Below are 17,615 nucleotides of genomic sequence, written 5' to 3'. Positions count from 1 at the left end.
ACGAAATGAAACTCGGCTACACCATCACCTACGTCCCCGACGTCGCGGCCTCCTTGGCCTTCTTCGAGCAGGCCTTCGGCCTGAAACGCCGCTTCCTGCACGAGAGCGGCACCTATGGCGAGCTCGACACCGGCGAGACCACGCTGGCCTTCGCCGCGCACGAGCTGGGCGACATGAACTTCGCCGGTGGCCACGTGCACGCCGACACTTCGGCCCAGCCGCTGGGCTTCGAGATCGCGCTGGTCACGGACGATGTGCCGGCCGCGCACGCCCGGGCCGTGGCGGCCGGCGCGCGCGAGATGGCGCCGCCGTCGCAGAAGCCCTGGGGGCAGGTGGTGTCCTATGTGCGTTGCCCGGACGGCATCCTGGTGGAGCTGTGCACGCCGGTCGGCGGGTGATCGGCTTCAGGGTTTGACGAGGTGCCAGATGCCGCGGAAGCCGTCGCCCTTGTGGTCACCCGGCTGCTTGTCGTTGGCCGACTGGTACAGCGGCCGGCCCTTGTAGGCCCACTGCAGGGTGCCGTCGTCGCGGGTCATCAGGGTGAAGTCGTCGAAGGCCTTGGCGCCGTCCTTGGCGAGCATCGGTGGCCAGGTGATGGTGCAGGGCCCGGTGCACAGGATCTTTCCCGGTGCGGTCAGTTCGTTGTCCCAGACGTAGAGGCTCATGCCTTTTTCGTCCGTGAGGATGCCGTTGGTTGTCTTGGGCTGGGCGGCGGCGACGCTGGCACAGGCCAGCAGGAGCAGTGCGACCAAGGTTTTGAAGGTGGTGTGCGGGTGGTTCATGGAGATGTCTCCGGTGGGGTGGGAATTTCCACTCTAGGCGCCTGCCCAGCGTCCGCTTTGACCCCCGTCAAGAGGATGCGTCACACGCGCACTGGCACGGCTCTTGTATGGTCCCTGCACCGCCGTCCGGCGGCCCACACCGGGAGCCCACCATGCCGCAGCAAGTCACCGTGCCCCTCACCTGGCAGCTGGCACCGACCAGCCTGACCCAACCCCTCCTGCCCAACTGGCAGTTCCACCTGTTCAACGTGAACCTCGGGACCTCGTCCAACCCGGCGGTCGAGCAGTCGGCGCTGGCGCGCGTGGGCAGCTACGGCCGCCAGATCGGGCACCTGGCGGAGGCGCTGGAGCTGGTTGTGCGGCGCCTGAAGCTGCTGGAGAGCAAGGACCTGACGTCCGAAGAGAAGGACGTGATCCAGGTGTTCCTGGGCGACGTGTCCACCATCCGGCAGATCAAGGCCTCGATGACCCCGTCCTGAACGGATCAGGCGACGCTCAGCAACCCAGCTGGTCGGCCAGGTGCAGCAGGTCGCTCGCGTGAAGGGTGTTGGCCGCGACCGGTGACACGTCCTTGATGTGCGCCGCGCCGAACTCCAGCGGGCGCTCGATGTAGGCGGTCATCAGGCCGCAGTCGCGCGCCGCGGCCAGATCCTCGTGGTGGGCAGCGACCATCATCACCTCGCCGGGTGCGGCCTCGAACACGTCGGCCGCGCCGAGGTAGACCCGCGGGTCGGGCTTGTAGGCGCGGAACACCTCTGCGCTGAGCACGCAGTCCCAGGGCAGGCAGGCCGCCTTGGCCATGTCGGTGAGCAGGCCCAGGTTGCCGTTGGACAGGCTGCAGATGGTGAAGCGCGACTTCAGGCGCGTGAGCCCGGCCACGCTGTCGGGCCAGGCGGCGAGCCGGTGCCAGACGCGGTTGAGGTCGGCGCGCTCGGCTTCGGTCAGGTGCGCCAGACCGAAGCGCGGCAGCAGGCCATCGAGGATTTCGCGGTGCAGCACATCAAGCTTGACGAAGCCACGCCCGCCCGAGCGCACCGCCTCCATCGCCGGCTGGTAGCCCGCGCGCCAGGCGAGCGCGAAGGCGTCGGCGTCGACCTGCGGAAAGCGCTGGCCCAGCTCGCGCACGATGGAGCCGTGCCAGTCGACGACGGTGCCGAAGATGTCGAAAACGAGAATGCGTGGAGGCTTCATCAGGTACACCACTGGGTTGGAAAGCTCGCCGGGCGGGTCAGCGCACCCGCAGGCGCACGCCGTCGGCCTGCGCGGCCACGATCTCGCCCACTTCCGCCGCAGCGCCGAAGCCGTGCCGGTGGAACACCGCCAGCACCTCGTCCACCGCGTCGGGCGAACAGGCCACCAGCAGGCCGCCGCTGGTCTGCGGGTCGGTCAGCAGGGCCTGGTCGACCGGCTGCAGCGATTCGGCCAGCCGCACCTCGCTGCCGTAGGCGGCCCAGTTGCGGCCGCTGGCCCCCGTCACCATGCCCTGCGCCGCCAGGTCGCGCACACCGCCAATCAGCGGCACGCGGGCCATGTCGAGCGTCACCGTGGTGTCCGAGCCGCGCGCCATCTCCAGCGCGTGGCCGGCCAGGCCGAAGCCGGTCACGTCGGTCAGCGCGTGCACACCGGCGATGGCGGCGAGATCCGGGCCGGGGGTGTTCAGCTTGGTGGTGTTGGCGATCATCTGCGCGTAGCCGTCGGCGCTGAGCGCGTCCTTCTTCAGCGCGGCCGAGAGCACGCCCACGCCCAGCGGCTTGCCCAGCACCAGGCGGTCACCCACTTTCGCGTCGGCGTTGCGCTTGACGCGCCTGGGATGCACCAGGCCGAGTGCGACCAGGCCGTAGATCGGTTCGACCGAGTCGATGGTGTGGCCACCCGCGATGGGGATGCCCGCCGCGGTGCAGACCGCGCGCCCGCCTTCCAGGATCTTGCCGATGGTGTCGGTGGACAACACGCTGATCGGCATGCCCACCAGGGCCAGCGCCATGATGGGCGTGCCGCCCATGGCGTAGACGTCGCTGATGGCGTTGGTGGCGGCGATGCGGCCGAAGTCGAACGGGTCGTCGACGATGGGCATGAAGAAGTCGGTGGTGGCGATCAGCGCCTGCTCGTCGTTGAGCTGGTAGACGGCGGCGTCGTCCGCGGTCTCGATGCCCACCAGCAGCTCTTTCGGAATGGGCATGGCGCTGGTGCCCTTGAGGATTTCACTGAGCACGCCGGGCGCGATCTTGCAGCCGCAGCCGCCGCCGTGCGAGAGGCTGGTCAGGCGGGGCTGGGTGTGGGCGGGCGTGGACGGGGCGTTCATTCGGGGTCTCCGTGGGTTGGGACAAATCGATCCAGCGGGCCAGGCCGGCCGGTTTCAGCGCGGCCCGGCCAGTGCCCGCAGCAGGGCGGCCCGTTCGGCGGCCGGCTCGAACAGCGGCGCTCTGGCCGAGCATTGTGCTTGCAGGGCGGCCAGGGCATCGCCGGCCCCCGCGATGTCCTTGCGGCATTCGCGCAGCCGCGCCACCAGCGCCGCCGCATCGCCCACCGGAAAGTAGCCGCCGTAGTCCGGCCCCAGCATGCCCAGGTTGCCATCCATCTGCGAGGCCAGCACCGGCGTGCCGCTGAGCGCGGCTTCCATGATCACGTGGGCGCCACCTTCCATGCGGCTGGGGTGCACCAGCAGGTGGGCGCGCTGGATGCGGCGGCGCGTGGCCTCGTGCGGCAGGCCGCCGAGCCAGCGGTAGTGCGGGCAGGCCGCGGCCGTCGCGCGCGCCCGATCGGCCAGCGCGGGGTCGAGGGCGTTGCCGATGTGGTCGATCAGGATGCCCTCATCGGGCGCCAGCAGACGCGCAGCCTCGAACACGGTCTGCGGCGACTTCTCTTCGCGCAGATGGCCCACCACCACCACGCGCAGATGCTGGCGCGTCTTGTCCAGGGTCTGGCGCCGCGTGCTCGACTGGAACACCACATGGCACTTGCCGCGGTGGGCCTCGGGCAGGGCCAGGGGCGCCCGCTCCTGCAACACGATGAGGCGGTGCGCCAGCACCAGCGAGCGCTGCGCACGGGCATCGGTCTGGATATCGCGGTAGAGGTCTGTGCCGGTGAGTGCGAGCACCAGCGGCCGGTCGGGATGGGCCTGGGCCCAGGCGGCCACGCTGTCGGCCGAGCGCCGCGCATGCAGCGCCAGCAGCAGGTCGGTACCGTTGTCGGCCATGCGGTCATCGGGCCACGCTTTCACCACGCGAACCTCATAATGGCCCGCTAGCAAACGCGCCCAGCGGTGCGCGGTCTGCCAGTTGCCGTTGTTGGCATCGGCCAGCGCAGGCGTCACGAGACACAGGGAGGGTTTTTTCATGGCGGAACCACAGAGCTCAGCGATTGTGTCCGAAGCAGAAGCCCTGCGCCGTGGCGGCAAAGCCGTGCTGGCACAGGCAATGCAGGACGCGCGCGGCCGCAGCCTGGCGCTGCTCGATGCCTACACGGCCGCGCTCGGCCCCGGGTTGCGCGTGCCCTGCACGCCCGAGCTCAACCCGCCGCTCTGGGAACTGGGCCACATCGGCTGGTTCGCCGACTGGTGGCTGGCGCGTTACCCGCAGCGCCACCTGGGCGTGGCAGCCGATCCGAAGGCCCCGCGATCACCCGCACGCCAGGCCACCCGGGGCGTCGATGCGGACGCGCTCTACCACTCCAGCGAGGTGCCGCACGACCGCCGCTGGCAGCTGCCGCTGCCCGATGCCGACGCGGTGCGCGCCGACCTCCTGGCCAGCCTGGCTGACACGCTGGCACTGCTGGACGAGGCGCCCGAGAACGACGACGGTCTTTACTTCTTCCGGCTCGCGCTGTTCCACGAAGACATGCACGCCGAGGCCGCGATGCACATGGCGCAAACGCTGGGCTTCGATCCCGGGGTCCGGCTGCCGCAGGCCGATCGCGCTGCGCACCGCACCCGTTCGCTGGGCGTCGATGCCACCACCTGGACGCTGGGCCGCAGCGGCCCGGGCTTCGCCTTCGACAACGAGCTCGGCGCACACCCGGTGCCCGTCGGCGCTTTCGAAATCGACGCGCAGCCGGTGAGCTGGGCGCAGTTCCTGCCCTTTGTCGAAAACGGCTCGTACGCGCAGCGCCGCTTCTGGAGCGCGCCGGGCTGGATCTGGCGCCTTTTGGGCGAACGGCAGGCACCGCGCCACCTGCGCCAGACACCACAGGGCTGGGAACAGCAGCGCTTTGGCCAATGGGAGGCGCTGGACCTGTCCGCCCCGGCCCGCCATCTCAGCGCCTTCGAAGCGCAGGCCTGGTGTGCCTGGGCCGGGCGGCGGCTGCCGACCGAGGCCGAGTGGGAGCTGGCGTCGCAGCAGCCCGGCTTCCGATGGGGCGAGGTCTGGGAATGGACCGCCAGCCCTTTCGCGCCTTTCCCCGGTTTCACGCCCCACCCCTACGTGGACTACTCGCAGCCCTGGTTCGACGGCCGGCCGGTGCTCAAAGGCGCCAGTGCCTTCACCGTGCCGCGCATGCGCCACCCCCGGTACCGCAACTACTTCACGCCCGAACGCAACGACATCGTGGCCGGGTTCCGCTCGGTCGCCATGGCGTGAGCGCCGCGACGCTCATGCCGCAGGCGCCCAGAACACGCTGAACCAGCCGCGCTCGTCGGTCCATTGCGTGGCAGGGCCGAAGCCGGCCTCGCGCAGCAGGGCCTCGAAGGCCCCGGGCGTCCATTTGTAGGAGTTCTCGGTGTGCAGGCGCTCGCCATCGGCAAAGCGGCGCTCGCCGCCGGGCCAGCGCACGGTCTGTGCGCCGTCCGAAGCCAGGTGCATCTCGATGCGCGAGGCGGCCTCGTCGTAGAAGGCCACGTGGCGCCAGCGCGCGGGCGCAAAGTCGCTGCCCAGCAAGGCGTTGACGTTCAGCAGCAGGTTGCGGTTGAACGCCGCCGTGACGCCCAGCGCATCGTCGTAGGCGGGTTCCAGCACCGCCTTGTCCTTCACCCGGTCCACACCGATCAGGATGCCGCCGCCCGCACCACCGGCCGCGCACAGCGCGTGCGCCTGGCGCAGCAGGGCCAGCGATTCGCCGGGGTCGAAGTTGCCGATGCTGGAGCCGGGGTAGAACACGCAGCGCGGCGCCGCCGCCAGGTCGTGCCGCTCCAGCCAGTCGGCCGCGGCCGGCGGCAGCGCCAGGCGCGCCGAGAAATCCATGCCCAGGCCCAGCATGGGCACATGACGATGCCGCTGCTGCAGCTCGCCCATGGCGTCCCGCAGGTAGTCCACCGAAATGTCCACCGCCACGTAGCCCCCCGGCCGCAGCACCGGGAATAGCCGCGCGGCCTTGGCGCAGTTGCCCGCGCCCAGGTCGACCAGCACCGCGTGCGGGGGCACCCGCTGCGCCATGGCGGTGCCGTGGGCCGCGAAGATCGCCGCCTCGGTGCGGGTGGGGTAGTACTCGGCCAGCTCGGTGATGGCGTCGAACAGACGCGAGCCCAGCGCGTCGTAGAAGAACTTGGGCGCCGCGCGCGGCGGCTCGGCCAGCAGGCCCGCGACCAGCTCGGCGCGCAGGGCCGCGTCGTTGCTCTGGTGGATCTGCACGAACTCGGGCATGGCCCGATTTATAAACCGCCCCCGCAGCGGTGCAAACCCTCTGGCGCCGGGTTCTAATACCTCCCCCTATCCCCCTTCACCGGATACCCCATGAACCGCAACATCTCCCGCACCCGCCGCGCACTCTTGACCTGCGCCGTGCTCGCCACCACCGCCCTCGCCCCGCTGGCCCACGCGCAGCAGACCGTGTTCCGCGTCACCGCGATCCCCGACGAGTCGCCCACCGAGCTGGCGCGCAAGGCCGCGCCGCTGATGAAGTACCTCGAAGCCAAGCTCGGCATGAAGGTCGAGTTCACGCCCGTGACCGACTACGCCGCCTCCGTGGAGGCGCTGGTGAACAAGAAGGTCGACCTGGCCTGGTTCGGCGGCTTCACCTTCGTGCAGGCCAGCGTGCGCTCTGGCGGCAAGGTGATCCCGCTGGTGCAGCGCGAGGAAGACGAGAAGTTCAAGTCGGTCTTCATCACCAGCGACCCCGCCATCAAGGCCCTGGCCGACCTCAAGGGCAAGGACGTGTCCTTCGGTTCGCAAAGCTCCACCAGCGGCCACCTGATGCCGCGCAGCTTCCTGCTGCAGGCCGGCCTGAACCCCGAGAAGGATTTCAGGCGCGTGGCCTTCAGCGGCGCGCACGACGCGACGATTGCCGCCGTGGCCTCGGGCAAGGTGCAGGCCGGCGCGCTGAACATCTCGGTGTGGGACAAGTTCGTGGCCGACAAGAAGGTCGACACCGAAAAGGTCCGGGTCTTCTACACCACCCCGCCCTACTTTGATTACAACTGGACGGTGCACGCCGACATGCCCGCCGCCACGCGCCAGAAGCTGGCCGACGCCTTCCTGTCGCTGAGCAAGGCCACGCCCGAGGGCAAAGAGATTCTGGAACTGCAGCGCGCCACGAAGTTCGTGCCGACCAAGGCCGAGAACTACAAAGGCATCGAGGCCGCCGCGCGCAGCGCCGACCTGCTGTGACCGGCTGAGGTTGATCGCTTGAAAGTCGCCCTGCAGGCCGCCACCGCGCGGCACCCGGCCGCCCGCCCCGGCACCACGCCCGCCCTGCGCGGGCTGGAGCTGCAGGTGGCCGCCGGCGAGCAGGTGGCCGTGATCGGCCCCAGCGGCGCGGGCAAGACCACGTTGCTGCAGCTGCTGGCCTGCGCGCTGCCGCCCAGCGCCGGCGTGCTGCAGCTGGACGGCCAGTCGCCCTGGCACCTGCCGCGCGCCCAGCTGCAGCGCCTGCGCGGCCGCCTGTTCCTGGCCCCGCAGGTGCCGCCGCTGCCGCCGCGCCAGCGCGTGGTCACCGCCGTGCTGGCCGGCCGCCTGCCGGCCATGGGCACCTGGCAGAGCCTGCGCTCGCTGTTCTACCCGGTGGACATTCCCGCCGCGTTCGAGGCGCTGGACCGCTTCGACCTGGCCGACAAACTGTTCGAACGCGTGGACCGGCTCTCGGGCGGCGAGCGCCAGCGCGTGGGCCTGGCGCGTGCCCTGCTCTCGCCGGCCTCGCTCTGGCTGATCGACGAACCGCTGTCTGCCCTAGACCCGACGCGTGCCAGCCAGGCCATCGACACCCTGCTGTCGGCCGCGCGCGAACGCGGCACCACCCTGGTCGCCACGCTGCACCAGGTGGACGTGGCGCTGGCGCATTTCCCGCGCATCGTCGGCCTGCGCGACGGCACCATCGCCTTCGACCTGCCGGCCGCGCAGGTCGGTCGCGAGCGCCTGGCGGCGCTGTACGCGCAGCACGAGCACGAGCTGACCGGGCCAGCACCGGTAGCGCAAGACCTGGCACAGGCTGCGCCGCAACCCGTGGTGATGCACTGTCGCTGACACATGACCACCGCCACCCTGCCCGCGCACACCGCGCCCACGCGCGACCCGGCCTGGCTGCCGCGCCTGTTCTGGGCCGGCGCGGGCCTCGTGCTCCTCTGGCCGCTGCTGGTCGCCACCGAGTTCCGGCCCTGGGTGATGTTCGAAGAGCAGAGCCTGCGGGTCAGTGGCCAGTTCATCGCCAGCTTCTTCCCGCCCGCGCACTCGGCCGAGTTCCTCACCATGGTGCTGAAGGAGACCTGGCGCACCGTGGCCATGGCCACCGCGGGCGTGGCGCTGGCACTGCTGATCGCGGTGCCGTTGGCGCTGCTGTCGACACGGGTGCTCTCGGTGTCCGCGCTGTCGGGCCGCATGGCGCGCGGGCCGTTCTGGCTGCGCCAGCTCGCGCGCTGGCTGCTGATCGTGCTGCGCAGCATCCCGGAACTGGTGTGGGCGCTGGTGTTCGTGCGCGTGGTCGGGCTCGGCCCCACGGCCGGCGTGCTGGCGATTGCGCTCACCTACGGCGGCATGCTGGGCAAGGTCTACGGCGAAATCCTGGAAAGCGGCGAGACCCACGCCACCGAAGCCCTGCTGCGCAACGGCGCGGGCCGCCTGCAGGCCTTCTTCTACGGCCTGCTGCCCGCCAGCGCGGCCGAGCTGACGAGCTACACCGTCTACCGCTGGGAGTGCGCGATCCGCTCCTCGGTCATCCTGGGCTTTGTGGGCGCGGGCGGCCTGGGCCAGCAGATGGACAACTCGATGAAGATGTTCAACGGCGGCGAGGTCGCGACCATGCTGCTGGTGTTCATGGCCCTGGTCGCCCTCGCCGACCGGGTCAGTGCGTGGCTCAGAAAGGTGCTCGGATGAAGCAGCCCCGCGCCGCCAACGAGGTCTACCGGCTGCCGCCGCCGATCTTCGACGCGCGCTGCAAGGCCTGCTGGTTCACTGTCGGCCTGCTGGTGCTGGTGGTCGCCAGCTTCTGGTCGCTGGACCTGCAGTGGGCGCAGTTTTTCTCGGCCGAGGCGGCGGCCAGCATGGGCCGCTTCGTGGGCGAGTTCTTTCCGCCCGACACCTCGCCGGCCTTCCTGCACAAGGTCGCCGTGGCTGCCTGGGAAACGCTGGCCATGTCGGCCGTGGGCACGCTGCTGGCCGCCATGGCCGGGCTCGCGCTGGCCCTGCCGGCCGCGCGGCTGCACGCGGGCGACGCGGCGCGGACCCGCGCCCCCACACGCCTGCTGCTCAACGCGCTGCGCAGCGTGCCCGAGCTGGTCTGGGCCGCGCTGCTGCTGATCTCGGCCGGCCTCGGCCCGCTGGCCGGCACGCTGGCGCTGGCGCTGCACACTTCCGGTGTGCTCGGCCGCCTGTTCGCCGAGGCGGTGGAGAACGCGCCGCCCGGCCCGGCCGAGGCGCTGCGTGCCCAGGGCGTGGGCCACGGCCGCGTGTTCCTCTACGCCACGCTGCCGCAGGTGCTGCCGCAGCTGATGAGCTACACGCTCTACCGCTGGGAGAACAACATCCGCGCCGCGGCCGTGCTGGGCGTGGTCGGCGCGGGCGGCCTGGGCCAGCTGCTGGCCTTCCACATGGGACTGTTCCACATGCCCAAGACCGCCACCGTGCTGGGCGCGATACTGCTGCTGGTGGCCATCGTCGACGCCGCCAGCCTGGGCGCGCGGCGCTGGATGACGCGGTGATCTCATGAGCGCACACGCACCGCCGGCCCTCACCCCGCTGTCGGCGCTGCAGCGCCGCTTCCATGCCGTGCGCGACCAGTCCCTGGCGCTGGCCGCGCCACTGTCCGAGGCCGACTGCCAGGTGCAGTCCATGCCCGACGCCAGCCCCACCAAGTGGCATCTGGCGCACACCACCTGGTTCTTCGAGACCTTCATCCTCGAACGCGCCGAGCCCGGCTTCCAGCCCTTCGACCCGGCCTACCGCGTGCTGTTCAACAGCTACTACCAGGGCGTGGGCGACCAGCACCCGCGGCCCCAGCGCGGCCTCATCACGCGGCCGGGCATGGCCGAGGTGCGCGCCTACCGCGCGCAGGTCGACGCTCGCATCGACAAGCTGTTCGCGCTAGGCCTGGCGCCCGAGCTGGCCACGCTGGTCGAGCTGGGCCTGCAGCACGAACAGCAGCACCAGGAGCTGCTGCTCACCGATATCAAGCACCTGCTCTCGTGCAACCCGACCGACCCGGTCTACCACCCGCCTCGGTTGCCGGCCCCGGCGGTGCCGCAGCCGCTGCGCTGGTGCGCGTTCGAGGGCGGCGTCGGCGAGATCGGTCACGGTGGCGAGGGCTTCGCCTTCGACAACGAAAGCCCGCGCCACGCCGTGCTGCTGCGCCCGTTTGCACTGGCGGACCGGCTGGTGACGCAGGGCGAGTGGCGCGCCTTCATCGACGACGGCGGCTACAGCGACCCGCGCTGGTGGATGGCCGCCGGCTGGGACTGGCTGCGCGCCCAGCGCATCGCGGCGCCGCTGTACTGGCACAAGAACGAGGAAGCGGGCAGCGATCCCGCGCCACAAGACGGCTGGACCGCCTTCACCCTGCACGGCCGCGTGCCCATCGACCCGCACGCGCCCGTGGTCCACATCAGCTGGTTCGAGGCCGACGCTTACGCGCGCTGGTGCGCCGCGCAGCAGGACGAGCCGGTCCGGCTGCCCACCGAGGCCGAGTGGGAACACGCAGCCCGCCGCCTGGGTGGGCACTGGGCCGACGGTGGCAACTTCCAGGACAGCGGTGCCCTGCACCCCATGCCGCTCGCGCACGGCGCGGACGCCGGGCCGGGCCTGCAGCAGATGGGCGGCGACGTGTGGGAATGGACCGCCAGCGCCTACCTGCCCTACCCCGGCTACCGCCCCTGGACCGGCGCCGTGGGCGAATACAACGGCAAGTTCATGGTCAACCAGATGGTGCTGCGCGGCGGGTCGTGCGCCACACCGCGCGACCACATCCGCGCCAGCTACCGCAACTTCTTCCCGACCGAGGCGCGCTGGCAGTTCAGCGGCCTGCGTCTGGCCCAGGACCTCTGAGCCACCGCACCGGAGCCGGTGCCGCGCGCAGCACGGGGCTGCGGGCGGACCTGGTCGGGCCTTACCAAGGCGTGGTACCCCCCGGCTCGACGAACACCCCGTTCTCTTCACCCGCCAGGGCGTACTGCACCGGCAGCCTCGCGCCTTCGGCCGGGGTCATGGTGCCGTAGCCGGTCAGATCGGTCTTGACGAAACCCGGGCTGACCGAGTTGACGACGATGGGCGTGCTGCGCAACGCCTCCCGGAGCTGCACGGTCAGCATGTTCAGCGCCGCCTTGGAGGCGTTGTAGCCGATGTATTGCGCCGCGTAGTAGGTCGACGACGGGTCGCCGTTGAGCGTGAGCGAGCCGAGCGAACTCGACAGGTTCACAACACGCGCCGCCGGGGCGTCCCGCAGCAGCGGCAGCATCGCCTGAGTCACCGCCAGGGCACCGAAGAAGTTGGTCTCAAACACCCGGCGCACGGCGTCCATCGAGGCCTTGCCGGGCGGGCCATCGGTCGGGTCGAAGATGCCGGCGTTGTTGACCAGGATGTCCAGCCTGCCGTGCTCATGCCGGATCTGCAACGCGGCGGCGCCGATGCTCGCTCCGTCGGTGACATCCAGCCTCAGGGCCTGGGCGGCCAGTCCCTGACGGGCCAGATCTGCGACGGCTGCGCGACCGCGGTCGTCGTCCCTGGCGCCGATGAGGACGTGGACGCCGGCCTGAGCCAGTTGCCGGGCGATTTCAAATCCGATGCCCTTGTTCGCGCCGGTGACGAGTGCGATGCGTTGGGTGGTCATGCAGAAAGTCCTTTCAGAGAAAATGCAACGCCGGCACTATATGAACAATCATTCAGTTTGAGGATTCGCTTTTGGCCTCCACCGCTTCACGCTCACTGAACCCAAGAAGGACGCCGCGCCAGGCCCGGTCGGCGTTCACGCTGGAAGCGATTTTTGAGGCCACCATTCAGCTTTTGGTGGCGGACGGCATGCACCGCCTGACCACCACCAAGGTGGCCGAGCGGGCGGGTGTGTCTGTCGGCACGATGTACCAGTACTTCCCGCACAAGGAGGCGCTGGTCTATGCGCTCAACGAGCGCTATCTGGAAGCCCTGGCCGCGAGGATCGAGGCCACTTGTCAGGCCTGTCGGGGCCGTCCCATCGGCGAGATGGTGGAGGCGCTGATCGACACTTACTGGCGCGCGAAGATGGAGCGCGCGGACGTGACCCGGGCGCTCTACCGCTCCGTCGCCGAGCTGGACAACCAGGCGATGATCGATGCGTTCGCCAGCCGGGCGAACGCGGCCACCTCGGCGATGCTCGCAAGCGCGAGCGATGCAACGTTCACCGACCTCAGGAACGTGAACCTGACGCTGGTCACCGTCGTGTTCGGCGCGGTGCGAAACGCCTTCGAGCGCCACCTGCGGCCCACCGAGGCGCGCAAGCTGCGCCGCCAGCTGGTGGTGATGTGTCGCGCCTATCTGGAGAGCGTGGCGCGACCCTCCGCATGAGGCCACCCGCCGGTCAGCAGGGCTTGGCGGCCTTCGACAGTGCCTTCGGTGCGAGCTCGGCCAGAGAGACCTCCGCAAAGCGCTGAACAAACAGCGCTTCGGCCTGCGCCATGCTGTCCGCCAGCACCGCGTTGACGCGCGCCTGCACCTGGCAGGCCGGGTCACGCTCCCGGTTGCCGAAGGCAAACAGGGTGGGCCGGCCCAGGGCGACGTAGACGTCGAGCAGGGAGATCTCGTGCAGGGGTCTGGCCAGCAGCCACCCCCCGCCGTGGCCCTTCTCGGCGCTGACGTGGCCCGCCGCGCGCAGACCTGCCATGGTCCGCCGGAACACGGCGGGGTTGGTCCCCATGCTCCGGGCCAGCACCTCGGAGGTGATGGGCTCCTTTGCGTGCCCCAGGTGCAGCAGCACATGCAGCACGTCGGACAGGCGTGTGTCTTTGTTCATCCGCTTTTCCCATCATGAAACATCAACTGATATTTGATCATGTACGATCAAGTGTCTTTTGATGATTCATGAAGAAGACCACCACCGCATGACCACCACCGCAACATCAACAGCAAGCCACCCTTACCTGGACGGACCACCAAAGCAGGTACCGGGCTTTGCCAGCCTGCACCGCATGGTGGGGCTGCTGCTCGCCGAGCAGGCGCCTTCCGACGCGCGCATCCTCGTGCTCGGCGCCGGCGGCGGCATGGAAATCGACGCGCTGGCCCGCGAACAGTCCACCTGGCGCTTCGACGGCGTCGACCCATCGAGGGACATGCTGGCGCTCGCCGAGCAGACCGTCCGGCCGCACCAGGGCCGGGTGGCCCTCCACGAGGGCCGCATCGATGCGGCCCCGCCGGGGCCGTTCGACGGCGCGACATCGCTGCTCGTCTTCCACTTCATCCCGCATGCGCAGAAGCTGGCGACGCTGCGCGCGGTCCGCCAGCGCCTCAGGGCCGGAGCCCCCTTTGTCGTGGTGCACATCAGCATCCCGTCCGCCGAGCCCGAGCGCTCCCTCTGGCTGTCGCGGCACCTGGCCTTCGCTGGAACGCCGGCCGCCAGCGCAGGGACCTCCCAGCAGGCGATGCAATCGCAACTGGCGATCCTCTCGCCGGAAGAGGACGAGGCGCGCCTGCGGGAGGCCGGGTTCCAGCGGGTCGCGCTGTTCTACGCGGGGCTGAGCTTCCGGGGCTGGGTGGGGTACGCGTAGGGCGCTGAGCACCGGCACCGGTGGAGCGCCCCGTCGAGCGCCCTCACTTGGGCTGCAGGCGCAGCAACTGGCCCCGGACGTGGTCGGTGAGCAGGTAGATGAGGCCGTCCGGCCCCTGGCGCACGTCGCGCACCCGCTGGTTGAGGTCGGGCAGCAGCTTCTCTTCCTTCACCAGCTTCGTGCCGTTGAACTTCAGCCGCACCAGGTGACGGAACTTGAGCGAGCCCACCAGCATGCTGCCCTTCCAGTCCTTGCCGTAGCGCTCGCTGGTGACCCAGGCCATGCCGGACGGCGCGATCGAGGGCACCCAGTAGTGCAGCGGCTGTTCCATGCCGTCCTTGCTGCTGAGGCCATCGCCGATGGCGCCGCCGCCGTAGTTCTCGCCGTAGGTGATGACGGGCCAGCCATAGTTCTTGCCGGCCTCGGGGCGGTTGATCTCATCGCCGCCCTGCGGGCCGTGTTCGCTGGTCCACAGCCGGCCGTCCGGCCCGATGGCCGCGCCCTGCAGGTTGCGGTGGCCAACGCTCCAGATCTCGGGCAGCGCACCGGGTTGGGTGGTGAACGGGTTGTCGGGCGGCGAGCTGCCGTCCTTGCGCAGGCGCACCACCTTGCCATGGTGGTTGTCCAGGGTCTGCGCGTCGTCCATGCGCTGGAAGCGGTCGCCCAGCGTGAGGAACAGGGTGTGGTCCTTGGCCTCGGCGATGCGGCAGCCGAAATGCACCCGGCTGGCGAACTTCGGCTTCTGGCTGAAGACCACCTTCACGTCCTCCAGCTTCGTGGCGTCGTCCGACAGCCGGGCCGAGGCCAGCGCGGTGGAGTTGCCACCGGCACCGGGTTCGGAGAAGCAGAAGTAGACGGTGCGGTTGCGCTCGAACTGGCTGTCGGTGACCACGTCCAGCAGGCCGCCCTGACCACCCGCGTCGACCTTGGGCACACCGGCCAGCGGCGCGCCGATGTGGCCGTCGGGCTCGACCACGCGCATGCGGCCCGGGCGCTCGGTGACCAGCATGCGGCCCTCGCCGATGAAAGCCAGACCCCAGGGGTTCTGCAGGCCGTTGGCCACCACCTCGACCGAGGGCGAGGCGGCAAACACAGGAACCGAAGCGAACAGCAAGGTTCCCATCCAGCAAGCACCGTGGAACCGGCTCAGCCGGGCCACAGGTGCTGTCCCCCCTTCCAGGGGGGAAGACGCGAAGCGGCGCAGGGGGGTCATCTCGTCATCCTCCGAAGGGGCGAACGCCAAACAGGGCGGCGTGCGCCCACATCACCGTCAGTCCATAAAGCGCCAGCCCGCCCACCACCGCGATCAGGTCGTTGGCACCGCTGGCGGGCAGCACCGGCACCGTCCGCAAGGTGCCGGCCTGGGCGCGGCGCTTGAGCGAGACGCGGTCGGCCGCGGCCCAGAGCAGGAAGCCGCCGAACAGCAGGATGTCGGCCAGGCTGCCGCCGGTGACCGACTGCGCCAGCAGGTGGCCCAGCGCCCAGAGCTTGACGGCCAGCAGCATGGGGTGTTTGGTGGCGCGCTGGATGCGCCCGGGCAGGTAGGCCGCCAGCAGCAGCACGAACACCGGCAGCAGCACCAGCGCGGCCAGGTGGCGCATGCCACCCGGCAGGCTGTAGACCAGCACCGGGTTCTCGCGCGCCAGGCCGTAGCCCCAGACGATCAGCCCCAGCCCCACGGCCGAGACCAGCGAGTACAGGCCCTTCCAGGCGCCCTCGCCCATCTGCGCCACCAGCCGGTCGCGCCCGGCGGGCGCCATGATGGCCACCGAATGCACGCCGAGAAACAGCAGCAAACCCAGGATCAGCACGAGCATGAAACCTCCTTGAAGAGTTGGCGGGACACCTCGGCCATCGAGGGTCGGGCGCCGGGGTCGGTGTCCAGGCAGGACGCGGCCAGGCCGGCCATCATGGCACGCAGCCCGTCTCCGGGTAGGACATCGAGACGATCTCCCAGTTCCTCCAGCAGGCAACCGAAGGCCCGCACCTCCAGCGCCTGCAGCGCGCGGGCCAGCGCCGGCTGGTCAGCCGGCAGCAGGGCGGCGGCGCCGAAGTCGCTGAGCAGGGCGTCGCCGGTGGCCGGGTTCCACAGGATGTTGTGGGCATAGAGGTCGCCGTGCACCACGCCGTGTCCGTGCAGGTGGGCCACCGCGTCGGCCATGCCGCGCAGCAGGCGCAGCGCCGGCCCGGCGGCCAGGCGCCAGCCGTCGGGGTAGACGTCGCGCGTGCAGCTGGCCAGGCTGGGCGGGCCCGCCAGCAGCACGTGCCCGGGCGGGATCAGCGGCAGCAGCATGCCCTGCGCGCCTTCGGGGTGGCCCTGCACACGGGCCACCGGGGTGCACAGCGCGGGGTGCGCCCCCGCGGCACCACCAGCGGCCATTTCGTGCTCGGGCAGGCCGTCGCTGGTGACCGCGCCCTTGAACAGCTTGAGGGCCAGCCCGTCCGGCCGCCCGGCGACCCGGGCGCGCAGAGCCCGGCCCGAGGCGCCTTCGCCCAAGGCCTCGCCCAGCGTGAGGTCGCCCCAGTCCACCACCGGCAGCTGCAGCGGCGGCACCGCCCAGCCCAGCGGGTTGCCGGCCAGCGCCAGCCACGACAGTCGCGGCAGGCGCAGCAGCCAGTCGGGCAGCCGTTCAAAACGGTTGGCCGAGATGCGCAGCAGCTCCAGCCGCTGCGCCCCGGCCAGCCCTTCGGGCAGGGCCTGCAGCCGGTTGCCGGCGAGCATGAGCTTCTGCAGGCGCGGCCGCTCGCCCACCGCGTCGGGCAGGGTCTCGATGGCGTTGTCGGTGAGGATCAGCCAGCGCAGGGCCGGTGGCAGCGACGCCGTGGGCACCCTGGTGATGCGGCAGGCCTTGAAGCCCACCATCTCCAGCGCCCGGCAGTCGCCCAGCACCTCGGGCAGCGTGGTGAAGGGGTTGTCCGACGCGAAGACCACCTTGAGCCGCTGCAGCCGCGGCAACCACGCGGGCAGTGTGGTCAGGCGGTTGCCGCTGAGGTTGAGCACCTCCAGCGAATCGGCCAGGCCGAGCACCTCGGCGGGCAGTTCGGTCAGGCTGCAGGAGAGGTCGAGGCGGGTGGCGCCGGCCAGGTCGCCGCGCAGCAGTTGTTCGAGGGTGTGCATTAGGCACGGATTATGGAATCCGCACCCTCGACAAACGGAACCAAGCTCCTAGAATGAAATTCACAAACATTCATTCATCAGCGGAGCGGACATGACACTCAAACCTTTGGCACTGGTTGCCCTGCTGGCGGCAGCCACCACCCCTGCGGCCATGGCCCAGAGCGTGTACGGCGAGCTGGGCTATTCCGCCCTGTCCATGAAGCTGTCGGTGCCCGTCATCGGCCTGCGCGCCAGTTCCAACCCGGCCATGATCCGGGGCTTGGTGGGCCTGCAGCTCACCGACGGCCTGGCGCTTGAAGCCATCGGCGCCGTCAACTCCGGCAGCAGCGCCTACACCAACAGCAACACCGGCACCCGCTACAGCGGCAAGATCGACCAGCTCTACGGCCTGTACGTGGCGCCCAAGATCGGCCTCGGCCCGGTCGAACTGTTCGGCCGCGTCGGCATGGCGCGCACCAAGCTCAGCTTCCAGGGCCTGGGTTCGGGCGAAGACAAGAAGCTGTCCTACGGCGGCGGCCTGCGCCTGATGCCCACCAGCAACCTGTCGCTGAGCGTGGACTACATGAACTACCTCGACAGCGGCGGTGCCAGCGTCAACGGCTACTCGCTGAGCCTGGGCCTGCGCTTCTGA

At 70.3% G+C, this 17,615-nt stretch carries 21 protein-coding genes; 11 read left to right on the top strand and 10 right to left on the bottom strand.

Annotation, left to right across the window (positions count from 1 at the left end; all coding sequences use genetic code 11):
* Window positions 1-5: 5 nt before the first annotated feature.
* Window positions 6-398 (top strand): VOC family protein, encoded by a 393-nt coding sequence (locus HPS01S_RS00245; protein ID WP_066149496.1) that lies wholly within the window; start codon window positions 6-8, stop codon window positions 396-398.
* 6 nt (window positions 399-404) lie between these two features.
* On the opposite strand, the gene HPS01S_RS00240 is transcribed toward HPS01S_RS00245, so the two are convergent.
* Window positions 405-782 carry a COG4315 family predicted lipoprotein gene (locus tag HPS01S_RS00240; RefSeq protein WP_066149493.1) on the bottom strand — a complete coding sequence of 126 codons (378 nt, stop codon included), beginning with the start codon at window positions 780-782 and terminating at the stop codon, window positions 405-407.
* A gap of 152 nt (window positions 783-934) precedes the next feature.
* Here HPS01S_RS00240 and HPS01S_RS00235 point away from each other — a divergent pair, with 152 nt between their 5' ends.
* A complete protein-coding gene (locus tag HPS01S_RS00235; protein WP_066149490.1) occupies window positions 935-1,261 on the top strand; it encodes a hypothetical protein in 327 nt (108 codons plus the stop codon).
* A gap of 16 nt (window positions 1,262-1,277) precedes the next feature.
* Here HPS01S_RS00235 and HPS01S_RS00230 read toward each other — a convergent pair whose 3' ends face one another.
* The 3 genes from HPS01S_RS00230 to senB are packed head-to-tail and all read right to left on the bottom strand — an operon-like array spanning window position 1,278 to window position 4,119.
* The gene (locus tag HPS01S_RS00230; RefSeq protein WP_066150855.1) at window positions 1,278-1,973 is read right to left on the bottom strand and encodes a haloacid dehalogenase type II; all 696 of its coding nucleotides are present in this window, start codon (window positions 1,971-1,973) and stop codon (window positions 1,278-1,280) included.
* Window positions 1,974-2,010: 37 nt separating this feature from the next.
* On the bottom strand, window positions 2,011-3,084 hold the full coding sequence (gene selD, locus HPS01S_RS00225) for a selenide, water dikinase SelD (protein WP_066149487.1): 1,074 nt from the start codon (window positions 3,082-3,084) through the stop codon (window positions 2,011-2,013).
* A 54-nt stretch (window positions 3,085-3,138) separates the two neighbouring features.
* The gene (gene senB / locus HPS01S_RS00220; RefSeq protein ID WP_066149484.1) at window positions 3,139-4,119 is read right to left on the bottom strand and encodes a selenoneine biosynthesis selenosugar synthase SenB; all 981 of its coding nucleotides are present in this window, start codon (window positions 4,117-4,119) and stop codon (window positions 3,139-3,141) included.
* Between senB and senA the strand changes: the two genes are divergently transcribed.
* Window positions 4,118-5,356, top strand: coding sequence for a selenoneine synthase SenA (gene senA / locus HPS01S_RS00215; protein ID WP_066149481.1), 1,239 nt, complete (start codon window positions 4,118-4,120; stop codon window positions 5,354-5,356). The genes senB and senA overlap by 2 nt on opposite strands.
* Before the next feature lie 12 nt (window positions 5,357-5,368).
* Here the strand turns inward: senA and egtD are convergent, their stop codons facing one another.
* Window positions 5,369-6,355, bottom strand: a complete 987-nt coding sequence (gene egtD / locus HPS01S_RS00210) for an L-histidine N(alpha)-methyltransferase (RefSeq protein WP_066149478.1) — start codon at window positions 6,353-6,355, stop codon at window positions 5,369-5,371.
* Window positions 6,356-6,445: 90 nt separating this feature from the next.
* Between egtD and HPS01S_RS00205 the strand changes: the two genes are divergently transcribed.
* The 5 genes from HPS01S_RS00205 to egtB are packed head-to-tail and all read left to right on the top strand — an operon-like array spanning window position 6,446 to window position 11,179.
* Window positions 6,446-7,318 carry a putative selenate ABC transporter substrate-binding protein gene (locus HPS01S_RS00205; RefSeq protein ID WP_066149475.1) on the top strand — a complete coding sequence of 291 codons (873 nt, stop codon included), beginning with the start codon at window positions 6,446-6,448 and terminating at the stop codon, window positions 7,316-7,318.
* A gap of 18 nt (window positions 7,319-7,336) precedes the next feature.
* Entirely contained in the window at window positions 7,337-8,170 is an 834-nt protein-coding gene (locus tag HPS01S_RS00200) for a phosphonate ABC transporter ATP-binding protein (protein ID WP_066149472.1), read from the top strand.
* A 3-nt stretch (window positions 8,171-8,173) separates the two neighbouring features.
* Window positions 8,174-9,016 carry a PhnE/PtxC family ABC transporter permease gene (locus tag HPS01S_RS00195; RefSeq protein WP_066149470.1) on the top strand — a complete coding sequence of 281 codons (843 nt, stop codon included), beginning with the start codon at window positions 8,174-8,176 and terminating at the stop codon, window positions 9,014-9,016.
* A complete protein-coding gene (gene phnE, locus HPS01S_RS00190; RefSeq protein ID WP_066149467.1) occupies window positions 9,013-9,840 on the top strand; it encodes a phosphonate ABC transporter, permease protein PhnE in 828 nt (275 codons plus the stop codon). Before HPS01S_RS00195 ends, phnE begins: the two co-directional genes overlap by 4 nt.
* Window positions 9,841-9,844: 4 nt before the next feature.
* Window positions 9,845-11,179, top strand: coding sequence for an ergothioneine biosynthesis protein EgtB (gene egtB, locus HPS01S_RS00185; protein ID WP_066149463.1), 1,335 nt, complete (start codon window positions 9,845-9,847; stop codon window positions 11,177-11,179).
* A 61-nt stretch (window positions 11,180-11,240) separates the two neighbouring features.
* On the opposite strand, the gene HPS01S_RS00180 is transcribed toward egtB, so the two are convergent.
* A complete protein-coding gene (locus HPS01S_RS00180; protein ID WP_066149460.1) occupies window positions 11,241-11,960 on the bottom strand; it encodes an SDR family oxidoreductase in 720 nt (239 codons plus the stop codon).
* Between the two features lie 71 nt (window positions 11,961-12,031).
* Here HPS01S_RS00180 and HPS01S_RS00175 point away from each other — a divergent pair, with 71 nt between their 5' ends.
* Window positions 12,032-12,670, top strand: a complete 639-nt coding sequence (locus HPS01S_RS00175) for a TetR/AcrR family transcriptional regulator (RefSeq protein ID WP_066149458.1) — start codon at window positions 12,032-12,034, stop codon at window positions 12,668-12,670.
* A 13-nt stretch (window positions 12,671-12,683) separates the two neighbouring features.
* On the opposite strand, the gene HPS01S_RS00170 is transcribed toward HPS01S_RS00175, so the two are convergent.
* Window positions 12,684-13,115, bottom strand: a complete 432-nt coding sequence (locus HPS01S_RS00170; protein ID WP_066149455.1) for an Rrf2 family transcriptional regulator — start codon at window positions 13,113-13,115, stop codon at window positions 12,684-12,686.
* A 61-nt stretch (window positions 13,116-13,176) separates the two neighbouring features.
* Between HPS01S_RS00170 and HPS01S_RS00165 the strand changes: the two genes are divergently transcribed.
* Window positions 13,177-13,866, top strand: coding sequence for a class I SAM-dependent methyltransferase (locus HPS01S_RS00165; RefSeq protein WP_255284120.1), 690 nt, complete (start codon window positions 13,177-13,179; stop codon window positions 13,864-13,866).
* Window positions 13,867-13,909: 43 nt separating this feature from the next.
* On the opposite strand, the gene HPS01S_RS00160 is transcribed toward HPS01S_RS00165, so the two are convergent.
* The 3 genes from HPS01S_RS00160 to HPS01S_RS00150 all read right to left on the bottom strand — a co-directional run bounded on the left by HPS01S_RS00160 (window position 13,910) and on the right by HPS01S_RS00150 (window position 16,984).
* Entirely contained in the window at window positions 13,910-14,989 is a 1,080-nt protein-coding gene (locus HPS01S_RS00160) for a PQQ-dependent sugar dehydrogenase (RefSeq protein ID WP_066149452.1), read from the bottom strand.
* A gap of 94 nt (window positions 14,990-15,083) precedes the next feature.
* Window positions 15,084-15,683, bottom strand: coding sequence for an NnrU family protein (locus HPS01S_RS00155; protein WP_066149447.1), 600 nt, complete (start codon window positions 15,681-15,683; stop codon window positions 15,084-15,086).
* Window positions 15,671-16,984 (bottom strand): leucine-rich repeat-containing protein kinase family protein, encoded by a 1,314-nt coding sequence (locus HPS01S_RS00150; protein WP_066149444.1) that lies wholly within the window; start codon window positions 16,982-16,984, stop codon window positions 15,671-15,673. The genes HPS01S_RS00155 and HPS01S_RS00150 overlap by 13 nt, the downstream gene beginning before the upstream one ends.
* Window positions 16,985-17,075: 91 nt before the next feature.
* Between HPS01S_RS00150 and HPS01S_RS00145 the strand changes: the two genes are divergently transcribed.
* Window positions 17,076-17,615, top strand: coding sequence for an outer membrane beta-barrel protein (locus HPS01S_RS00145; RefSeq protein ID WP_066149438.1), 540 nt, complete (start codon window positions 17,076-17,078; stop codon window positions 17,613-17,615).

Source organism: Hydrogenophaga pseudoflava NBRC 102511 (assembly GCF_001592285.1).
GTDB classification, from domain to species: Bacteria; Pseudomonadota; Gammaproteobacteria; order Burkholderiales; family Burkholderiaceae_C; genus Hydrogenophaga; species Hydrogenophaga pseudoflava.
This window is presented reverse-complemented; position numbering and strand designations above follow the sequence as displayed.